The sequence below is a fragment of the Streptomyces sp. NPDC054872 genome (assembly GCF_053610705.1).
On the sequence record NZ_JBSGYY010000004.1, the window covers coordinates 189,250 to 207,832 of the forward strand.

The following is an 18,583-nucleotide window of genomic DNA, read 5'->3' on the forward strand; positions in this document are numbered from 1 at the left end:
ATGCGCTCGCCCAGTTCTTCCACCGGCAGCAAACCCAGCCCCACCGCCGGCGGCACTCCCGCCGGATTCGGACTGAGCAGCGAAGCCCGCAACCTGCACTGGCTGCTGACGAATCTCGTGGAGGAGGTGCCGGGGCTGCTTTCGGTCGCGGTGGTCTCCTCCGACGGCCTGCTGCTGCTCTCGTCCGACCCCGCGCGCAACAACGCGCAGGCGGTGGACAACAGTTCGGGACCCAAGGGCTCCAGCGCCGACCTCGCCACCATCGTGTCCGGCCTCGGGTCCCTCTGCATCGGCGCCGGCAAGCTGATGGACGCGGGAGCCGTCAAGCAGACCGTCGTCGCGATGGAGGAGGGCAGCCTCTTCGTCATGTCGATCAGCGACGGCTCGCTGCTCGGCGTGCACGCCACCCCGGACTGCGACATGAGCGTCGTCGCGTACCACATGGCGCTCTTCGTCGGACGCGCCGGGCATGTCCTCACCCCCGAACTCCGCAGCGAGCTGCGCCAGTCGATGGAGAGCGTCCGATGAGCAGTAAGCCCGGCAAGCTGCCCCAGCGGGGCGGCGACCGCAAACCCGCCCGAGTGCGCCCGTACTCGCTCACCGGCGGGCGCACCCGCTTCGGCCACGTCCTGCTCGTCGAGACGTTCGTGGCCGCGCTCGAGGCCCCCGAGGAGCGTCTCGAACTGCCGCAGGGCAACCTCTCCACCCGCGTCATGCCGGAGCTGCGGGCCATCGTCGAGATCTGCCGCCGCATGCGTACGGTCGCGGAGATCGCCGCGCTGTTGAAGATGCCGCTCGGAGTGGTCCGCGTACTGCTCAGCGACCTCGCAGACCAGGGAAAGATCCGCGTGTACGGAACGGGCCACGGCCCGGGACAGCCGGACCGCGCACTGCTGGAAAGGGTGCTCAGTGGACTCCGCCGTCTCTGACCTCCGTATCCCGGGCCCCGACCCGGACGAGAACCTGCAAGCCTGGCAGACGGACCGCACCCGCGCCCCGATCGCGACGAAGATCGTGGTCGCGGGCGGGTTCGGCGTCGGCAAGACGACGCTGGTCACCGCCGTCTCCGAGATCACGCCCCTCCAGACGGAGGCGCTGATGACGCAGGCGAGCGAGGACACGGACGACCTCACGTCGACCCCGGACAAGACCACGACCACGGTCGCCATGGACTTCGGCCGGATCACGCTCGACGACGACCTCGTGCTCTACCTCTTCGGTACGCCGGGGCAGCAGCGCTTCTGGTTCATGTGGGACGACCTGGTGCGCGGCGCGATCGGCGCCGTCGTCCTCGCCGACACCCGCAGGCTCCCCGACTGCTTCCCCGCGCTCGACTACTTCGAGAGCTGCGGCCTGCCGTACATCGTGGCCGTCAACCACTTCGACGGCACCGAGGAGTTCGAGCCCGCGGACGTCCGTGAGGCGCTGACGATCCCGGCGCACATACCCGTGCTCATCATGGACGCGAGGCAGCGGATCTCGGTGATCGAGTCGCTGCTCTCCCTGGTCGGCCACGCCCTCGCAGCAACCCCCGAATAGCTTTAACCTTAAGCTTTTCAGCACGTAGGAGAAGACGCCGCATGCGGAAGATACTCGTCGTCGGAGCCGGTCAGGCCGGGCTCCAGATCGCTCTCGGACTCCAGTCGCAGGGGTACGAGGTTACCCTGATGTCCAACCGCACGGCGGACGAGGTCCGGTCCGGGCGTGTGATGTCCACGCAGTGCATGTTCCACACGGCGCTGCAGCACGAGCGCGACCTCCAGCTGAACTTCTGGGAGTCGCAGGCCCCGAAGATCGAGGGCCTCGGCGTCTCGGTCGCGGGCCCCGACTCCTCCCGCGTGATCGACTGGGTCGGCAAGCTGGACGGCTTCGCCCAGTCCGTCGACCAGCGCGTGAAGATGGCGGGCTGGATGGAGACGTTCGCGCAGCGTGGCGGCCAGCTGGTCATCCACGGCGCGGCGGTCTCCGACCTCGACTACTTCTCCCGCACGTACGACCTGGTGCTCGTCTCCGCGGGCAAGGGCGAGCTCGTCTCGATGTTCGAGCGCGACGCCTCCCGCTCCCCGTACGACACCCCGCAGCGCGCGCTGGCCGTCGCGTACGTCCACGGGATGGGCCCGCGGCCCGAGCACCCCGAGTTCGACGCGGTGCGGTGCAATCTCGTGCCGGGCGTCGGTGAACTCTTCGTCATGCCGACCCTCACCACGTCGGGGCGCGCGGACATCCTCTTCTGGGAGGGCGTCCCGGGCGGCCCGCTGGACGTCTTCCAGGGCGTCAAGGACCCCTCGGAGCACCTCGCGCTGACCCTCGAACTCCTCGAGAAGTACACGCCGTGGGAGTACGCGCGGGCGACCAAGGTCGAACTCACGGACGCGGGCGGCACGTTGAGCGGCCGGTACGCGCCCACCGTGCGCAAGCCGATCGGCCGGCTGCCCGGCGGCGGCCTCGTGCTCGGCGTCGCGGACGTGGTGGTCGCCAACGACCCGATCACGGGCCAGGGCTCCAACTCGGCCTCGAAGTGCGCCGCCTCATACCTCTCCTCGATCGTCTCGCACGGCGACAAGCCGTTCGACGAGGAGTGGATGCAGTCGGCGTTCGACCGCTACTGGGAGACGGCTCAGCACGTCACCAAGTGGACGAACGCGATGCTGTCGCCGCCCCCGGAGCACGTCCTGAACCTGATCGGCGCGGCAGGCCAACTCCAGCCGGCCGCGGACCGCTTCGCCAACGGCTTCAACGACCCGTCGGACTTCGAGAACTTCTTCTACGAGCCCGAGAAGACGGGCGCGTACCTGCAGGGCCTGACGGGCTGATCCCGCCGCGCGGTGCGGCCGGGCGGTGTCACTTCGTGGGCGCGCCCGCCCGGCCGTACCCCGCGTCGTCCCCCTTCATCGCCCCGCGCGGCAGCTTCGGGGGGACGTAGTTCTTCATCGGCTTGGATGCGGGGTCGGGGCGTACGGCGCCCAGGACCGGGTTAGCGGCGATGGGGGAGACCTTGACCTTCGCTCCGGGGCGTGGTGCCTGGACGACCATGCCGTCGCCCAGGTAGAGGGCCACGTGCGTGGCCTTGCGGAAGTAGACGATCAGGTCCCCCGGGCGCAGTTTCCGCAGGGAGACGCGGCGCAGCTGGGCCCACTGCTCCTGTGATGTGCGGGGGATCGTTTTCCCTGCCGCCGCCCACGCCTGCGAGGTCAGCCCCGAGCAGTCGAAGGCCTTGGGTCCCTCCGCGCCCCACTTGTACGGCTTCCCGATCTGCCGCACGGCGTAGTCGAGCGCCTCGTCCCCGTGCCGGGACGGCGGCCGTGACGGTGCGGAGCCCCCTGAGCCTTCTGCGCCCCCCGACCCCTCCGCGCCCGCCGAGTCGCCCAGTGAGCCCGACGCGAGGAACCTTCGCTGCGCCGCGGCCATCCCCTCCTCCTCGGCCCGCGCGAGATCCGCCAGCTGCTCCGTGCTCAGCGAGGCGAGGAGCTCCTCTACCTCCTTCAGCTGCCCCTTGACCGTGTCCCGGGCCTCCTTCTGCCGCTCGGCGAGGGAGAGTTGGGTCTTCAGGGCGCTCTTCGCCGAGGCCGCGAGCTCGGAGGCCCGCTGCTCGCCGCCGATCAGACGATCCACCGTCGCGGCGCGCTCCGCCGCCGCCCGCCCGATCACATGGCCCTGGTCGAGGGCCCGCTGTGGGTCGCGGGCGAGGAGCAGGCGTACGTAGGGGGAGATCTCCGTCCTGCCCTGGTACTGCTGGCGGGCGAAACGGCCCGCCGCGACCCGGCTGTCGCGGACCGAGGTGCGGGCGCGGGCCAGGCTGCCGTTCAGACGGGTGACCTCGGCGCGCTGCTCCTTCAGCTTCTCCGCGGCCGCGTTGTACGTCTCCGTCGACTCCTCGGCCTTCCGGTACAGCTCCTGAAGGTCCCTCAGGAGCTCGGCCACCGGGCGCTCGGTGGTGTCGTCCGGCCCCGGTTCGGCGTACGCCGGGGAGGCCGGCGCCAGCAGAGCGCCGACCACCACACCCGTACCGACCCATCGCAGCAGCCTGCCTGACATGCCATCACCTCCGGCGCGCGGCGGCGGCTCCGCCCCGCACCGCGAGCATCAGCGGCCCCGGCGCGGCCCGCCTCCGGAAGGTGCGCGGGTTGGCGCAATGCGGTCACTCGTCCAGGGCCCGACGGCGCGCCGCCCTTGCGGAGCCGAGGCTCAGGTCGCCCCGCCCGGCTTCGACCACGGCCACTTCAGGCCGGGCCCGGCCTTGTCGCCCTCCGGGTCGTACTCGTACGTCCAGCCCTGGTGCAGGCCGAGCCGCTTGCCCCCGGCCCTGGCCACCCGGCGGTACACCAGCACGGTCGCCGGTCCGCCCGCCTCGTCCGGCACCGGGACCCGGTACACCTTCGGGGGGTGGCCGGTCGGGCCGAGCAGGATGGGCAGTACGCGTCCGTCCAGGGGGCCGCCCACGAAGGGGGTGTCTTCGCTCTTCACCCGGCCAGTGTCACAGCAGGCGGCCGCCGCGCCTCACAGCAGGTGCGCCGCGTCGCTCACCACGGGAAGCACCCGCCGGGCCAGCGAGCCCGCGGGGCCGTCGGACGTCTCCATGGCCAGTGCGCCCCGTACGGCCTCCGCGGTCTGCGGGTCGCGGCCGGCCGAGGCCACGAGAACCGCCATGAACTGCTCGACGAGCCAGTCCCGCAGCTCGTCGAGCGGCGGCTGCTTCTCCTCGTCCAGCCAGATCAGGGACGCCGCCTCGACGGAGGTGATCCACATCCGTACGGTCATCCGCAGCCGCGGGCCCGTGGCGCCGACGACCTCCAGGTGGGCCAGGATGTGCTCGGCGGCCGTCCTGCGTACCTCGTCCACGATGGCGGTCGTCCGCGAGGTCTCCACGACGCTGCCGCCCTGGAGCAGCGCGCTGAACCCCGCGTCGTGCTGGTCCACGAAGGCGAGGTAGCGGTCGAGCGCGTTGGCGAGGCGCTGGGTGAGCGGACCCTCCGGGGGCTCGGCGAAGCACTGCTCGAGCTCGTCGGCGGCGGAGCGCAGCGCGGCCTCGTACAACTGCTGCTTGCCGCCCGGGAAGTAGCGGTAGACGAGCGGCCGGGAGACTCCGGCCGCCTCCGCGACGTCGTCGAGGGAGACCTCGTCGGGTGCGCGCACCGCGAAGAGGGACAGGGCGGCCTCCTTGAGCTGCCGCTGCCGCTCTTCGACACTGAGGCGCCGGTACGCGCGGGTGGGAGCAGGCGAGGTCATGCCCCGCAGCGTATCCGCCCTTTCGAACAAGCGCCCCGGAACCCTGCGTACCCTCTTCGTTACGCCAGAAGTCCAGAGCTCTTCCACAGCCGCCGCCCGGCGCCCCGCAGCACCCCGATGTCGTCCAAGAAGTCCGTGAGGCGCTTGGCCCCTGTCTGCATGATCTCGCGGCGGTGGGCGCTCGCCTTGACCTGGGCCATGGCCTCGCGCTTGTCCAGGCCGACGTTCGTGTAGACCTCGGGGTTGATGAAGGCGATGGAGAAGACGCGGGCGAACTCACCCGAGGTGAGGCGGGTGAACTCCTGCGACCAGCGCGGCGCCGTCACCATCTGGCGGCGCAGCTCCTCACGGGCGTACCGGACATGGCGCGCCTCCTCCACCACGTGGATCCGCGTGACACCGCGCACCAGGGTCTGGACGCGCTCGTCCGGGAACGTCAGGCGCTGCATCCAGTCGAGGATCTCCTCGCCGAGCAGCGTCGCCGTGAACGAACCCGGTGTCGTCGAGATGGTCTTGAAGAGGCGGCCCAGGTTCCGGTGCACGGCGCTGACCGGGTAGTAGGGGGTGTCCCCGCGGGTGATCAGGCGCGCGAACATCTTCGAGTGCCGGCACTCGTCCTCGATCTCGGTCAGGGCGTACCGCACGTGCGCGCTCGTGGCCGGCTTGTCGTAGATGTGCCGTACGAGCAGCTGCATGAGGATCAGCTCGAACCAGATGCCGAGCGAGGCGAGCGCGGCGGCCTCGTGCTGGGAGAGCGCGATGCGCTGCTCCTCGCTCATCCGCCGCCACATCGGCGTGCCGTACAGGGACAGCAGCTCCGGGGGCCAGAACCACTTGCCCTCCTCGAAGGGCGCCTCCCAGTCCAGCTCCTTGTCGGGGTCGAAGGAGTGCTTGGCGGAGGAGTCGAGGAGCCGCTCGGCCACCTGCTCACGGTCCTTGAGCGCTCCCAGCGCGTCCCGCAGCCCCTCGATCGCCGCGTCCTCCGTGGTGGTCGTCATGACTCTGCCCCTGCCTCGTCGTCAGAGTTACCGGCGGTCACGAATTATGAGACTGCTTGTCAGCAAGGGCGTCAATCCCTTGTGCGCGACTTGTTGACCCCACGTCTACGAACGTGTGAGCCTTCCAACTACCAACCGGTACACAGCAGTCGAAAACAGCACGGGGGGACGACGGAGAGAACGAGGCCACTTACCTAGGAGCCGTCAGTGTCCACGCATGAGCTCTACACGCACGCCCCGGACGGAAACATCTGGCAGATACCGGCGAACGGCGCGGCCCGCTTCAGCTGGGAGTACGACGAAGGCCGTGCCCGGCTGCTCGCCCTCTACCAGAAGGGCAAGGACAAGCAGTGGGACGGTGCCAAGCGCATCGCCTGGGATCTGGAGGTCGACCCGTACGACCCCCTGGGCACCCCCGACGAGTCCATGTCGCTCTACGGCACCCGTCACTGGGACAAGATGACCGACCGCGACAAGGGCGAACTGCGCAAGCACTACGCCTCCTGGCAGTTCAGCCAGTTCCTGCACGGCGAGCAGGGCGCGATGGTGTGCGCGGCGCGCATCGTGGAGTCCGTGCCCGACCTGGACGCGAAGTTCTACTCCGCGACCCAGACCATGGACGAGGCGCGGCACGCCGAGGTCTACGGCCGCTTCCTGCACGACAAGATCGGCATGCTCTACCCGATCAACGACAACCTCCAGTCGCTGCTCGGCGACACCCTGCGCGACTCCCGCTGGGACATGCCCTACCTCGGCATGCAGGTCCTCATCGAGGGCCTCGCGCTCGCCGCCTTCGGCATGATCCGCGACACGACGGACAAGCCGCTGCCGAAGCAGATCCTCGCGTACGTCATGCAGGACGAGGCCCGGCACGTGGCCTTCGGCCGCATGGCGCTGCGGGACTACTACCAGCAGCTCTCCGACGCGGAACTGCGCGAGCGCGAGGAATTCGTCATCGAGGGCTGCTACTTGATGCGTGACCGCCTTCGCGGCGTCGAGGTCCTGGAGAACTTCGGCATCCCGAAGGCGGAGGCCGAGGAGTGCAGCGAGAACTCCGAGTTCCTCGCCCTCTTCCGGCAGCTGCTCTTCAGCCGCATCGTCCCGTGCGTCAAGGACATCGGCCTGTGGGGCAAGCGCCTCCAGGAGGCGTACGTCGACATGGGCGTGTTCGAGATGGGCAACGCCAACCTCGACCAGCTGATGGCCCAGGACGAGGAGATCGCCGAGAAACTGGACGCGGAACGATTCGCGGCGGAGGAGGGTGAACGGGTGGCGGAGGTCGAGGAGATGATCGCCTCGGGCGGCTCGGGTGGCGCGGGCTGAGGTCAACGCGGCGTTCGGGGGCCACTCGATGGGCGGGCGATCCGGGGTACTCGCTGGGTACGCTGGCCGTATCAGGCAAGGTCTGCCCCATGGGAGCAAGTATGAGCGCCGCACGCGAGTACGGGCATGGCGACCAGGACGAGTGGCCCCGCCCGCCGGAGGGCGGCTGGACGGCTGACGACCTGGACGAGCTTCCGAACCTTCCTCCGCACACGGAGTTGCTCGACGGGAGCCTGATCTTCGTGAGCCCGCAGACCGCTTTCCACATGCGTACGATCAGGCTGCTGGAGAACTCCCTGCTCGACCAGGCGCCGGACGAGTTCGACGTGTTCCGCGAATTCACCATCACGCTGAACAGACGCAATCGCCCCGAGCCCGACGTCCTGGTCGTGCGCACCGGTGCCGACCTCGGCCCGAAGGAGACCCGCCTGCTCCCCGAGGACGTGGTCGTCGCCGTCGAGGTCGTCTCCGAGGACTCGGAGGACCGCGACCGCGAGGTCAAGCCTCGCAAGTACGCCCAGGCGGGTATTCCGCACTACTGGCTGGTCGAACAGAACCGAGGCCTGCCAGTGGTCTACGTCTACGAACTCGACCCCGTGGCCCGGTCGTACAGCCTGGCCGGCATCTTTCACGACCGCCTCAAGCTGACCGTCCCGTTCCCCCTCGACGTCGACCTCACCACCCTCAGCCGCCGCTGAGCACCGCCTCCATCACCGCCTTAGCGACCGGTGCCGCGCTCCCGCCCCCGCTGATGTCGCCCCGGTCCGCCGCCGCGTCCTCCACCACGACCGCCACCGCCACCGATGGCTGGGCGGCGTCGGCGTTCTGTGCCCAGGAGATGAACCAGGCGTACGGCGTGCCGGTGTTGTCGATGCCGTGCTGGGCCGTGCCCGTCTTGCCGCCGACCGTCACGCCGGGGATCGCCGCGTTGCCGCCGGTGCCCTTCTCGACGACTTCGGTCATCATCTCCCGCAGCTGCATGGCCGTGGCCGGGTTCATGGCCTGGTGGAGGGAGCTGGTGCCGGTGTTGCGCACCACGTCGCCGTCGTCGGTCGTGGTCTCGTCCACCAGATGCGGGGACTCGACCTGCCCGCCGTTGGCCACCGCCGCCGAGACCATCGCCATCTGCAGCGGCGTGGCCCGCGTGTCGAACTGGCCGATCGAGGAGAGCGCCAGCTGCGCCTTGTCCATCGACGTGTCGAAATTGCTCGCCGCCACCGACGAGGGGATCTCGAGGCCGCTGTCGTTGAAGCCGAAGTTCTTCGCCGTGTCCAGCATGTCGCCGAGCCCGGTGTCCACGCCCAGCTTGGCGAAGACCGTGTTGCAGGACCACTGGAAGGCGTAGCGCAGGGTCGCGTTCTTGCAGCCCTCGACCTCGTTCGTCAGCCGCGTGCTCGTGCCGGGCAGTGTGTACGGGGCGGGGGACTTGGTGGCGGCGTCCAGGTCCGTGACCGTGCCGGAGTCCAGCGCGGCCGCCGCCGTCACCACCTTGAACGTCGACCCCGGCGGGTACGTCTGGCGGATCGCCCGGTTCAGCATCGGCTTGTCCGCGCTGCCGTTCAGCGACGCCCAGGACCTCGCCACCGGCCCACTGGTGCCGGAGAGCCGCTCGGGGTCGTACGAGGGGGTGCTGACCAGGGCGAGGATCTTCCCGGTCGACGGCTCGATCGCGGCGACCGCCCCCTTCTTGCCGCCGAGCCCCGCGTACGCGGCCTGCTGCGCCGCGGCCCTGATGGTGGTCCGCACCATGCCGCCGGGGTTCTGCGCACGGCTGATGTCGTTCCACAGGGGGAGCGGGGCGAGCATCGGGTCGGTGCCGGAGAGGATGTCGTCCTCGGCGTTCTCCAGCAGGGTCGTGCCGTAGACCTGCGAGGCGTACCCGGTCACCGGGGCGTACAACGGGCCGTTCTTGTACGTCCGTTCGTAGCGGAGCTGCTCCCCGGTGTCCTTGGACCCGGTGACCGCGCGCCCGTCGACCATGATGTCGCCGCGCGGCTGGCCGAAGCGCGCGATGGCCTGGCGGCGGTTGGCGGGGTTCTCGTCGAAGTGCTCGGACTGGACGACCTGGACGCGGGTGGCGTTCACGAGCAGGGCGATCAGGAGCAGCGCGCAGAACGCGGCGGCATGCCGGATGTACCGGGTCACGCGTCCTCCCGCAGCGGCCCCACGGGCTGATTCCGCGCCGAGTCGCTCAGCCGGATGAGCAGCGCCACGATGATCCAGTTGGTGACGACCGAGGAACCGCCCTGCGCGAGGAACGGCATCGCCATGCCGGTCAGCGGGATCAGCCCGCTCACCCCGCCCGCGATCACGAACACCTGGAGCGCGACGATCGAGGCGAGCCCGACGGCGAGCAGCCGCCCGAAGGCGTCCCGCAGCGCTAGCCCCGCCCGGTAGCCGCGCTCCACCAGGAGCGCGTAGAGCAGGAAGATCGCGGCGAGCCCCGCGAGGCCGAGTTCCTCGCCCGCCGTCGCCAGGATGAAGTCGGACTTGGCGGCGAAGCCGATGAGGATCGAGTGGCCGAGCCCGAGCCCGGTCCCGAGCATCCCGCCGGCCGCGAAGGCGAAGAGGGACTGGGCCAGTTGGTTGGGCCCCTCGCCCGCGTCGATGGAGGCGAAGGGGTGCAGCCAGTCCTCGACCCGGCTGTGCACGTGGGGTTCGAGCGAGCCGACTGTGTACGCCCCGACCGCGGCAAGCACCAGGCCGACCGCGATCCAGCCGGTGCGCCCGGTGGCCACGTACAGCAGGATCACGAAGAGGCCGAAGAAGAGCAGCGAGGTGCCGAGGTCCCGTTCGAGGACGAGGACCCCGACGCTCAGGAGCCAGATCGCCACGATCGGTCCGAGCACGCGCCCGGTGGGCAGCTGGAGCTTCGTCAGCTTCCAGACCGTACGGCCGGTGTAGGCGAGCGCGTTGCGGTTGGCGGCGAGATAGCTGGCGAAGAAGATCGCGAGCAGGATCTTCGCGAACTCGCCCGGCTGGATGGAGAATCCGCCGATCCTGATCCAGATGCGGGCGCCGTTCACGGCCGGGAAGAAGATCGGCACGATCATCAGGACGAGTGCGGCGACGACACAGATGTACGCGTACCGCTGGAGCACCCGGTGGTCGCGCAGGAAGAACACGACGGCGATGAAGAGCGTCACGCCGACGGTGGACCAGACGAGTTGCGTGGGCGCCGCCTCGTCGCCCGGGGTCTCCAGGTCGAGCCGATAGATCAGGACGAGCCCCAGGCCGTTGAGGAGCACGGCGATCGGCAGGAGCAGCGGATCGGCGTAGGGCGCCCGGAAGCGGACCGCGAGGTGCGCGAGGAGCGCGAGCACGCCGAGCCCGGCGCCGTAACCGGCGGCGCCGGGCGGGACGGTGCCGTTCTTGGCGAGGCCGACGTCGCAGTAGCCGTAGACCGAGAGCAGGACGGCCACGACGATCAGCGCGACTTCGGTGCCACGGCGCCGGGGTACGCGAACAGCGGGTACGGAGGGGGGCGCCGTCGCTGTTCCGGTCATGCCCGGAACGTAGCAAGCGATAGGCCTCAATGTCCGCTTATGTCACCGTTCCCTTGTGGTGCGTCAGCACCAGCGCGGGGCGGGCCCGATGTTGGAGATGTAGTGCGCGGCGCCCCATGCCCAGGTCCCGTTGGTGAGCAGGTACCAGCGGTTGTTGCCGGCCACGTGGTCACCGGTCGTCTTGCAGTAGATGTTGACGACCTTGCCGTACGGCACGCTCCGGATCACCTTGGCGCCCCGGTGGGGGGAGGTGCGCAGCAGCAGTCCGTGCTTGGCGATGACGCGGCCCTTGTAGACGCGCGGGTGGCCGCTCGCGCCGGTGTCGTCGGCCGCGACGGCGGGGCTGGTGAGGGTGCAGGCGGCGAGCGCGCCGCCGGCGACGAGTATGGCGAGCCGGGTGCCGATTGCGGTGGACCGAAGGGACATGGGGTCTCCTCTGGAAAGGGCGGATGCGATACGGCCCGCAAGCCCCTGGAACCTGGGTCATAGGCCGCAATTCACACTAAAATCGGCACGCTGGGCGCGCAAAAGCTCACACGGCGTCAAACCGCCCGTCAGACCGCCCCGTCGGCGCCCCTGCAATCGGCGTCCGCGGTCTCCTCGTACGGCAGCGTCAGCGTCGCCACCGCCCCGCCGTCCGCCGCGTTCGCGAACGTGAGGCGTGCGCCGAGCACCGCCGTCTGGCCCAACGCGATCGTCAGACCGAGCCCGTGGCCCCTGGTCGTGCCCTCCGTGCGGAACCGCTGCGGGCCGTGCGCCACCAGATAGTCCGGGTACCCGTCGCCGTGGTCGCGCACCGACAGCGTGGGCCCGTCGACGGTCAGCACGACGGGCCCACGCCCGTGCTTGTCCGCGTTGGCGATGAGATTCCCGAGCACCCGCTCCAGGCGGCGCCGGTCGGTCACCACGCAGACGTCGCGTACGACGACCAACTCGGCGTCGATGCCCGAACCCCGCACGGCGCGCTCGGCCAATGGGGCGAGATGGTGGTCGTCCAGCTCGACGCGCTCGCTCTTCGCGTCGAGGCGGGAGATCTCCAGAAGGTCCTCGGTGAGGGTGCGCAGCGCGGCGACGCGGTCGCGCACCAGCTCCGTCGGGCGGCCCGGCGGCAGCAGCTCGGCCGCCGCGTGCAGACCCGTCAGCGGCGTACGCAGCTCATGCGCCACGTCCGCGGTGAACCGCTGCTCGCTCTGGAGCTTGCCCTGTATCGAGGACGCCATCGTGTCGAGCGCGCCGGAGACCGCGGCCACCTCGTCCTGGCTGCGCGACGGCTCACGGGTGCGCGGATCGTTCACGCGGGCGTCGAGGTCACCCGCGCTGATCCGGCGGGCCACCGTCGCCGTCTGGTGCAGGCGCCGCGTCACACGGGTCACGGAGAACGCCCCGACCAGGAGCGTCGCCCCGATGGCCAGCACCGAGGAACCGAGGATCGCCCGGTCGAGCCCGTCGATGGTGCGGGCGCCCTGGGCGTAGTCGACCCGTACGGCGATGGCGCGCCGGTCCGTGGCGGGCCCCGCGGCCCACATCGTCGGCCGGGAGTCCTGTGCGGCGACCATCGTCCCGCGTTCCCCGCCCACGGCGAGATCCCGCAGCCGCTCGGGAAGACCCTCGGGGTCGACCCCCGCGCCGGGGCCGAGATCGTCGCCCGCCTCGAACGCCTCGGTGGCGTCGTCGAGCCGGGTGAGGGCGTGCTCGCGGGCCTGGCCCACGGTCTGGTTGGTCACCGAGACGTGCACGAGCGCGCCGAGCAGCGCGGCGAGCGCGCAGCACATGACGGTGATGAAGACCCCGGCCTTCCAGGTCAGGGTCGCCGTCCAGGCGGGGAGCCGCGGCCCGCGCGGCAGCCGGTGGCTCATCGGTCCCCGCTCGGGGACGCGCCGGGCGATGCGCCGGGGGAGTCGCTCGGAGAGGGCACGGGACGGGAGCTCGCCGCGGGCTCGGGCTTGCGCGACGGCTTGCCCTTCGGCGCGTCCGGGGAGCGCACGATCTCGTCGGTCGTCGGCAGCATGGACTTCTGGTGGGCGTCCCAGGACCAGACGGTGCGGTACTCGTACCCCGGCATGCCCGAGACGGCGCGGACGATCACCTCATGGCCGGCCAGTTCGACACCGAGCACCGCGTCCCCCATCTCCATGATCTGCGTCAACTGCCGCTTCTCCATGGCGTAGGCGCGTATGTCGAGGTTCTCGGCGTGCCCGCGGGCCAGCCGGATGCCGATGATGAGGTCGTCCCTGCCGTCGCCGGTGAGGTCGCGGTAGTAGGCCTGCAGGACGGGGCACTCGGCGTCGTCGGCGTCACCGGCGTCCTGGGTGGCGCACGCGTCGAGCTTCTCGGCCGTCTGCTTGTAGACCGCGTCCGAACGGCTGTACATCCCCGGGTTCTTGTCGAAGTCGGCCTTGGCGACCGTCACCGGGTTCACCTTGTGCAGGTCGCCGCCCGGTACGTCCACGCCCTTGACCGGCAGGCTCTCTATCGTGCCGTAGTCCTCGGCGGGCGCCGACGGGGGCGGCAGCTTCGGCCACAAGCGGGTGGGGGCCTCGGCGGTGGGCGTGGAGCCGGCGCCGCGCAGGTCGCCGGGGTCGCCGCAGCCGCCGGCCAGCAGGACGGCGGGCAGCACGAGTCCTGCGGCGAGCGCGAGACGGCTCCGGTGCACTGCACTCCTGCCTGCCGGTGGAGCGGCCCGGGGCTGCTCGGCTGCGGCGCGAGGTTCGGTTGCGGCGCCGCGGGGTCCGGGTCCCGGTGCCCGGGGCCGGCTACGGCGCGAGGTCGGCGTAGAGGATGATGTTGTCGGTGCGGTGACCGTCCCTGATGGGGCCGCCACAGGTCAGCAGGCGGAGCTCGGGCCGGTCGGTCGCCCCATACACCTTATGGGTGGGGAAGTTCTTTTTGTCCACCTGTTCCATCTCGCGCACCTTGAACGTCGCCGTACTTCCGTCCGCTCGCGGCACCGAGATCGTGTCCCCCATTCTCACCTTTCCCACGTGCCGCATCAGCGCGGGCCCCTCCGCGGTGTCGTAATGCGCGACCAGGACGGCCGCCCCCTTCTCGCCGGGGGTCACGCCCCCGGTCCACCAGCCCGGCTCGTCCGCCTTGTCGACGGGCGGCACCTCCAGTGCGTCGTCCGCGCCCACGCCGAGGTCGAGCATCGACTTCGCGTCGACCCCGGCCGCCGGTATGCGCAGGCCCGTCGGCCGGGACTTCTCCATCGGGGGGTGCGGACCGGCAGCCGGTGCGGCGGTGGCGTCGTCGACCCTGACGTCGGGCGCGGGGCTGCCGCCGGAGCCCTGGCCGCAGGCGATGAGGCCGACGCCGAGGGCGGCGGTCAGCGTGGCGGCGGCCACGATGCGGGTGGTGTGACGGCGCTTTGCGGGGGCGGACGCGGGGGCGGGTGCTTCGTCGGCGGGGGTGCTCACAGCGGCTCCTGCGGGTGGTGGCGTGGGGGAGGGGGCTCAGGCGTCGGTGCGGCCGCGGCGCAGCATCGCGTACCCGAGGCCCGCGGCACCGGCGGCCGCCATGGCGCCACCGGCGGCGATGAACACCGGGTCGCCGCTGTGGAATCCCTCGGTGCCGGCCCTGACACCGCCCTCGGGGGTGCCGGGGGCGGCAGGCGCCACGGTCCGGGTGCCCTCGGCCTGCGAAGGCGTGTCCGCGACGGCGGCCACGGCCGGCGTGAGGAGCGCGCCGCCGACGACGGCGGTCACGGCGGCGGAACGGAGGACGGTGCGGCGGCGGGGGCTGCTCATGAGCGGACGGTCCTTACGGCTGAGGGCATGGCCGGCGGGTGCTGGGGCCGGAGGGAGCCCGATGGTCGGAGGGAGCCTGCTGGCCGGAGGCGGATCGCTGCGAGGAAGCGAAAGGGACATCTCTGAAGCTAGATGTCCGCCATTGCGGCAATTCGTCGGCAATGTAACAGCGGGCCATCACTGCGGAGGCGGCCCGGCCCCGGGTGCTGCCACGTGCGCAGTGAGGGGCGCAGTGAGGGGCGCCGTCAGGGGCACTGTTACGAGTGGCTCAACTTCTCTCCGCGGCGCCCAGGTTCTTGCCCAAGGCATGTCCTTGCTGCTCCCATGGTCCGTGGGGTGATGGTGCATGAGCGGACTGCGCGTCATACCGGCCTGGCGGCACGGGCAGGAGCGGCTGTACGTCTGTCGCACGGACGGCAGAAATGTGGCGTGGTACGAGAGGGAGTCGTCCCGCGTGACCCTGCTGGCCGACGACCACAGGGAAGCGGTCCTGCGTGCCCTGGCCCCCTTCATCACGGGCGGCGTCTCCATCGGCCCGCCGCCCGCCCCCACCCCCGCCGAGCTGGCCCGCCTCGCCCTCCACCCGGACGACGACCTCGCGCCGAACCGCCCCGGCGAGGCCCTCCTGATCGCCCTGGACCGCGAACCGGCTCCCGCCCGCAGGCTGCGCACCGATCCGCGGCAGCGGGCACTCACCGCCGAGCAGACCATCGGTGAGGTGCTCGACGGGCTCGAAGGCGCGGGTTGGCGCACCCTGCACTCGGTGCCGCTGCCGGGCGGCGCCCGCCTCCACCACCTCCTGATCGGCCCCGGCGGTCTGTTCAGCGTCCACACGCTCTCCGCCCGCAAGCAGCGGGTGCGCGTCGCCGACCCGATGGTCACGGTCGGCCGCGCGGACCCGCGTCCACTCCTGAGGGAGATCCGCGCCGACGCCGACCGGGCGTCCTTCGCGCTGACCGCCGAGATCCGCCCGGTCCTCGCCCTCGTCGGGGCGGCGGACCTCGACGTGACGGCCCCGCCGCGCGAGGTGCGGATCGTGCGCGACGGGGAGGTGTCGGCCCTCGCGGGCGTCGGCGGCGTACTGAAACCGGCCGATGTGGAGGCGCTGCACGCGATGGCCCGCGACCGTCATACGTGGCGGCGGGTCTAGGGCTCTTTCTGACGGATCTCACTCCCCCGGCCGGGGGAGCCCGCGCGGAAGCGGACGGCCTTGGTCCGGGTCGGTGAGCGGGGCCAGCAGCTCCCCGTACCGCTGAAGGCGGGGCGCGATGTCGGCGGCCAGGAAGACGAGGTCCGCCGGGTCGTCGCACCCCTCGACCTCCTCCCAGGTCACGGGTGCGGAGACCGTCGGTTCCTGGCGGGCGCGCAGGGTGTAGGGGGTGGCGGTGGTCTTCGCCGCGGCGTTCTGGCTGAAGTCCACGAAGACCTTGCGGGGGCGCAGGCTGCGGGTCATCCGGTGGACGACCAGGTCGGGCAGCTCGGCCTCGGCTTCCTGGGCGAGCGCCTTCGCGTACGCGGTGACCTGCGCGGAGGGCGTCGGCTCCAAGGGGCAGAGCAGATGCAGGCCCTTGGAGCCCGAGGTCTTCGCGTAGACGTCCAGACCGTCCGCCTGGAGGCGCTCGCGCAGCCAGAGGCCCGCCCGGCAGCACTCGACGATGGTGGCGGGCGCACCGGGGTCCAGGTCGAGCACGAGCCGGTCGGCCATGGCGGGAGCGTCCGCCTGCCACTGGGGGGTATGGAACTCGGTCACGAGATTACCCGCCCACATCAGGCTCGCCAGGTCGTCCACGACGATCTGCCGGGTGTTGCCGTCCGAGCGCTGCACCTCGGCGGTGTGCACCCAGTCGGGGGTGCCCGGAGGCACGTTCTTGGCGAAGAACTGCTGACCGTCGCACCCGTCCGGGAAGCGGAGGAAGGAGAGGGGCCGGTTGCGCAGATGGGGGAGGAGGGCGTCGGCCGTGCTGGCGTAATAGTGCAGCATCTCGCCCTTGGTGAAGCCGGATGCGGAGTAGAGGACCTTGTCGAGATTGCTGAGGGAGAGCCGCCGCCCCTCCACCTCGGTGATCGGCGTCATACGATGAGAATCCCACGAATGGGGATGAAACACCCTGAAACGGTGCTCGGCTGCTGAGAGGTGCCTGACGTGCGATCCATATGGAACGGTGCGATCTCCTTCGGCTTGGTCAGCATCCCGATCAAGCTCATGAACGCCACCGAGAACCACTCGGTGTCCTTCCGGCAGATCCACACGGAGGACGGCGGCCGGGTCCGCTACCGCAAGGTGTGCGAGCTGGAGGAGCGGGAGGTGACCTCCGCGGAGATCGGCAAGGGGTACGAGGACCCGGACGGCTCGGTCATCCCCATCACCGACGAGGATCTGGCGTCCCTGCCGCTTCCGACGGCCAAGACGATCGAGATCGTGGCCTTCGTGCCGGCGGGCGGGGTCGATCCGATGCAGATGGACACGGCCTACTACCTGTCGGCCAACGGGGTGCCCGCCACCAAGCCGTACACGCTGCTGAGGGAGGCGCTGAAGCGGAGCGAGAAGGTGGCGATCGCGAGGTACGCGCTGCGGGGGCGGGAGCGGCTGGGGATGCTGCGCGTCGTGGACGACGTGATCGCGATGCACGCCCTGCTGTGGCCGGACGAGATCCGGTCGCCGGAGGGGGTGGCTCCGGACACCCAGGTCAAGGTCCGGGACGCGGAACTCGACCTGGCGGACGCCCTGATGGACACGCTCGGAGAGGTCGACGTCTCCACCCTCCACGACGACTACCGCGCGGCGCTGGAGGAACTCCTCACCGCCAAGGCCGAGGGCGTGACCCCCGCGGCACCGGCCGCCGACGCCGACTCCGGCGGGGGCAAGGTGATCGACCTGGTGGCGGCACTGGAGAAGAGCGTGCGCGCGGCGAAGACGGCGCGGGGTGACGGAGCGGTGGCGGAGGTGACTCCGCTGGAGCGCGGCGGACGGAAGAGGGCCGCGGCCACATCGAAGCGGACGGCCGCCTCGTCCGCGGCCTCGTCCGGTCGGGCGAAGTCGACCCCGAAGGATGTGGGCGGCAAGAAGTCGACGGCGAAGAAGGCGACGGGGGCGGCGGCGAAGACGACGACGGCGAGGAAGTCGACCTCGAAGACGGCGAGTACGAGTACGGGTAAGGCGAGTACGGCGAGTGCGCGTACGGCGGCGAAAAAGCCCCCCGCGAAAAAGGCGACGGCGAAGAACCGGGCCCGGGCTTAGGGCGGCAGTGGCAGCGGCACGAGCCCGGGCCTGGGCCTGGGCCTCGGTGGGGCGGGGAGCCCGGACTTAGGGCGGCCCGAACCCGAGCCTAGGGCGGCGGCGATCGTGGCGCCGTAGCTCGCGTGGCGTCCTCGGGGTCGCCGTCGTGTTCGCGCGCGGGGAACCTGGGGTCATGACCCAGGACAAGGACAGCAACTACCGGCCCGTCGTCTTCCGGGACCGCTCGGCGGGCTACGCCTTCCTCACCCGCTCCACCGCCGAGAGCGACCGGACCATCGAGTGGGACGACGGCGAGACGTACCCGCTGGTGGAGGTGGAGATCTCCTCCGAGAGCCATCCCTTCTACACGGGCCGCGCCCGGGTCGTGGACTCCGAGGGCCAGGTCGCCAAGTTCGAACGTCGCTACGGCGACCAGGCCCCGCCGGGCGCGCCGGAGTGATCCGCCGCCACGCCGGTGTGCGGCAGGAGTGGCAGGAGGGGCAGGGCGGCCCGACGATGGCCCTAGAACCTTGATCACGAACGACGAACGAGCTTGATCACGCAAAGGCG

General features: G+C 70.9%; 21 protein-coding genes. 9 read left to right on the plus strand and 12 right to left on the minus strand.

Annotated features, from left to right (window positions below; all coding sequences use genetic code 11):
• Genes ACWGIH_RS06705 through ACWGIH_RS06720 form a run of 4 tightly spaced genes read left to right on the plus strand, consistent with a single transcriptional unit; the run spans position 1 to position 2,813 of the window.
• A complete protein-coding gene (locus ACWGIH_RS06705; protein WP_453444241.1) occupies positions 1 to 528 on the plus strand; it encodes a roadblock/LC7 domain-containing protein in 528 nt (175 codons plus the stop codon).
• Positions 525 to 929, plus strand: coding sequence for a DUF742 domain-containing protein (locus tag ACWGIH_RS06710; RefSeq protein WP_363271471.1), 405 nt, complete (start codon positions 525 to 527; stop codon positions 927 to 929). The genes ACWGIH_RS06705 and ACWGIH_RS06710 overlap by 4 nt, the downstream gene beginning before the upstream one ends.
• Positions 910 to 1,539, plus strand: a complete 630-nt coding sequence (locus ACWGIH_RS06715) for a GTP-binding protein (RefSeq protein WP_365820479.1) — start codon at positions 910 to 912, stop codon at positions 1,537 to 1,539. The genes ACWGIH_RS06710 and ACWGIH_RS06715 overlap by 20 nt, the downstream gene beginning before the upstream one ends.
• 41 nt (positions 1,540 to 1,580) lie before the next feature.
• Positions 1,581 to 2,813 (plus strand): styrene monooxygenase/indole monooxygenase family protein, encoded by a 1,233-nt coding sequence (locus ACWGIH_RS06720; RefSeq protein WP_453444243.1) that lies wholly within the window; start codon positions 1,581 to 1,583, stop codon positions 2,811 to 2,813.
• A gap of 28 nt (positions 2,814 to 2,841) precedes the next feature.
• Here ACWGIH_RS06720 and ACWGIH_RS06725 read toward each other — a convergent pair whose 3' ends face one another.
• The 4 genes from ACWGIH_RS06725 to ACWGIH_RS06740 all read right to left on the minus strand — a co-directional run bounded on the left by ACWGIH_RS06725 (position 2,842) and on the right by ACWGIH_RS06740 (position 6,224).
• A complete protein-coding gene (locus tag ACWGIH_RS06725) occupies positions 2,842 to 4,035 on the minus strand; it encodes an NlpC/P60 family protein (RefSeq protein WP_453444244.1) in 1,194 nt (397 codons plus the stop codon).
• A gap of 150 nt (positions 4,036 to 4,185) precedes the next feature.
• Entirely contained in the window at positions 4,186 to 4,464 is a 279-nt protein-coding gene (locus ACWGIH_RS06730; RefSeq protein WP_453444245.1) for a hypothetical protein, read from the minus strand.
• A gap of 33 nt (positions 4,465 to 4,497) precedes the next feature.
• Positions 4,498 to 5,226, minus strand: a complete 729-nt coding sequence (locus tag ACWGIH_RS06735; protein WP_453444246.1) for a TetR/AcrR family transcriptional regulator — start codon at positions 5,224 to 5,226, stop codon at positions 4,498 to 4,500.
• Positions 5,227 to 5,285: 59 nt separating this feature from the next.
• A complete protein-coding gene (locus tag ACWGIH_RS06740; protein WP_451206205.1) occupies positions 5,286 to 6,224 on the minus strand; it encodes an AurF N-oxygenase family protein in 939 nt (312 codons plus the stop codon).
• A 207-nt stretch (positions 6,225 to 6,431) separates the two neighbouring features.
• Here ACWGIH_RS06740 and ACWGIH_RS06745 point away from each other — a divergent pair, with 207 nt between their 5' ends.
• Both ACWGIH_RS06745 and ACWGIH_RS06750 read left to right on the plus strand, forming a co-directional pair.
• Positions 6,432 to 7,547, plus strand: coding sequence for a ferritin-like domain-containing protein (locus tag ACWGIH_RS06745; protein WP_453444247.1), 1,116 nt, complete (start codon positions 6,432 to 6,434; stop codon positions 7,545 to 7,547).
• A 101-nt stretch (positions 7,548 to 7,648) separates the two neighbouring features.
• The gene (locus ACWGIH_RS06750; protein WP_453444248.1) at positions 7,649 to 8,245 is read left to right on the plus strand and encodes a Uma2 family endonuclease; all 597 of its coding nucleotides are present in this window, start codon (positions 7,649 to 7,651) and stop codon (positions 8,243 to 8,245) included.
• Here ACWGIH_RS06750 and ACWGIH_RS06755 read toward each other — a convergent pair.
• The 7 genes from ACWGIH_RS06755 to ACWGIH_RS06785 form a co-directional block, all read right to left on the minus strand.
• Positions 8,232 to 9,692 (minus strand): peptidoglycan D,D-transpeptidase FtsI family protein, encoded by a 1,461-nt coding sequence (locus ACWGIH_RS06755; protein WP_453444249.1) that lies wholly within the window; start codon positions 9,690 to 9,692, stop codon positions 8,232 to 8,234. The genes ACWGIH_RS06750 and ACWGIH_RS06755 overlap by 14 nt on opposite strands.
• Positions 9,689 to 11,053, minus strand: coding sequence for an FtsW/RodA/SpoVE family cell cycle protein (locus tag ACWGIH_RS06760; protein WP_453444250.1), 1,365 nt, complete (start codon positions 11,051 to 11,053; stop codon positions 9,689 to 9,691). Before ACWGIH_RS06760 ends, ACWGIH_RS06755 begins: the two co-directional genes overlap by 4 nt.
• Positions 11,054 to 11,116: 63 nt before the next feature.
• On the minus strand, positions 11,117 to 11,479 hold the full coding sequence (locus ACWGIH_RS06765; protein ID WP_453444251.1) for an SH3 domain-containing protein: 363 nt from the start codon (positions 11,477 to 11,479) through the stop codon (positions 11,117 to 11,119).
• A 128-nt stretch (positions 11,480 to 11,607) separates the two neighbouring features.
• Positions 11,608 to 12,909 (minus strand): ATP-binding protein, encoded by a 1,302-nt coding sequence (locus ACWGIH_RS06770; protein WP_453444252.1) that lies wholly within the window; start codon positions 12,907 to 12,909, stop codon positions 11,608 to 11,610.
• Positions 12,906 to 13,706, minus strand: a complete 801-nt coding sequence (locus tag ACWGIH_RS06775; protein WP_453444253.1) for a hypothetical protein — start codon at positions 13,704 to 13,706, stop codon at positions 12,906 to 12,908. Before ACWGIH_RS06775 ends, ACWGIH_RS06770 begins: the two co-directional genes overlap by 4 nt.
• Positions 13,707 to 13,806: 100 nt before the next feature.
• On the minus strand, positions 13,807 to 14,466 hold the full coding sequence (locus ACWGIH_RS06780; protein WP_453444255.1) for a class F sortase: 660 nt from the start codon (positions 14,464 to 14,466) through the stop codon (positions 13,807 to 13,809).
• Between the two features lie 36 nt (positions 14,467 to 14,502).
• Complete coding sequence (locus ACWGIH_RS06785) at positions 14,503 to 14,796, minus strand: hypothetical protein (protein WP_453444256.1); 294 nt, start codon at positions 14,794 to 14,796, stop codon at positions 14,503 to 14,505.
• 346 nt (positions 14,797 to 15,142) lie between these two features.
• Between ACWGIH_RS06785 and ACWGIH_RS06790 the strand changes: the two genes are divergently transcribed.
• Positions 15,143 to 15,946, plus strand: coding sequence for an NERD domain-containing protein (locus ACWGIH_RS06790; protein WP_453444257.1), 804 nt, complete (start codon positions 15,143 to 15,145; stop codon positions 15,944 to 15,946).
• An 18-nt stretch (positions 15,947 to 15,964) separates the two neighbouring features.
• On the opposite strand, the gene ligD is transcribed toward ACWGIH_RS06790, so the two are convergent.
• Positions 15,965 to 16,870 carry a non-homologous end-joining DNA ligase gene (ligD, locus tag ACWGIH_RS06795; RefSeq protein WP_453444259.1) on the minus strand — a complete coding sequence of 302 codons (906 nt, stop codon included), beginning with the start codon at positions 16,868 to 16,870 and terminating at the stop codon, positions 15,965 to 15,967.
• A 69-nt stretch (positions 16,871 to 16,939) separates the two neighbouring features.
• Between ligD and ku the strand changes: the two genes are divergently transcribed.
• A complete protein-coding gene (gene ku / locus ACWGIH_RS06800) occupies positions 16,940 to 18,034 on the plus strand; it encodes a non-homologous end joining protein Ku (RefSeq protein WP_453444261.1) in 1,095 nt (364 codons plus the stop codon).
• A 172-nt stretch (positions 18,035 to 18,206) separates the two neighbouring features.
• Positions 18,207 to 18,473, plus strand: a complete 267-nt coding sequence (locus ACWGIH_RS06805; RefSeq protein WP_453444262.1) for a type B 50S ribosomal protein L31 — start codon at positions 18,207 to 18,209, stop codon at positions 18,471 to 18,473.
• Positions 18,474 to 18,583: the final 110 nt, after the last annotated feature.

Coding starts and splice junctions, on each gene's coding strand:
- ACWGIH_RS06805 (WP_453444262.1), top strand. CDS start 18,207: ATGACCCAGGACAAGGACAGCAACTACCGGCCCGTCGTCTTCCGGGAC.
- ACWGIH_RS06725 (WP_453444244.1), bottom strand. CDS start 4,035: ATGTCAGGCAGGCTGCTGCGATGGGTCGGTACGGGTGTGGTGGTCGGC.
- ACWGIH_RS06735 (WP_453444246.1), bottom strand. CDS start 5,226: ATGACCTCGCCTGCTCCCACCCGCGCGTACCGGCGCCTCAGTGTCGAA.
- ACWGIH_RS06765 (WP_453444251.1), bottom strand. CDS start 11,479: ATGTCCCTTCGGTCCACCGCAATCGGCACCCGGCTCGCCATACTCGTC.
- ACWGIH_RS06770 (WP_453444252.1), bottom strand. CDS start 12,909: ATGAGCCACCGGCTGCCGCGCGGGCCGCGGCTCCCCGCCTGGACGGCG.
- ligD (WP_453444259.1), bottom strand. CDS start 16,870: ATGACGCCGATCACCGAGGTGGAGGGGCGGCGGCTCTCCCTCAGCAAT.
- ACWGIH_RS06750 (WP_453444248.1), top strand. CDS start 7,649: ATGAGCGCCGCACGCGAGTACGGGCATGGCGACCAGGACGAGTGGCCC.
- ACWGIH_RS06760 (WP_453444250.1), bottom strand. CDS start 11,053: ATGACCGGAACAGCGACGGCGCCCCCCTCCGTACCCGCTGTTCGCGTA.
- ACWGIH_RS06705 (WP_453444241.1), top strand. CDS start 1: ATGCGCTCGCCCAGTTCTTCCACCGGCAGCAAACCCAGCCCCACCGCC.
- ACWGIH_RS06740 (WP_451206205.1), bottom strand. CDS start 6,224: ATGACGACCACCACGGAGGACGCGGCGATCGAGGGGCTGCGGGACGCG.
- ACWGIH_RS06790 (WP_453444257.1), top strand. CDS start 15,143: ATGAGCGGACTGCGCGTCATACCGGCCTGGCGGCACGGGCAGGAGCGG.
- ACWGIH_RS06785 (WP_453444256.1), bottom strand. CDS start 14,796: ATGAGCAGCCCCCGCCGCCGCACCGTCCTCCGTTCCGCCGCCGTGACC.
- ACWGIH_RS06720 (WP_453444243.1), top strand. CDS start 1,581: ATGCGGAAGATACTCGTCGTCGGAGCCGGTCAGGCCGGGCTCCAGATC.
- ACWGIH_RS06710 (WP_363271471.1), top strand. CDS start 525: ATGAGCAGTAAGCCCGGCAAGCTGCCCCAGCGGGGCGGCGACCGCAAA.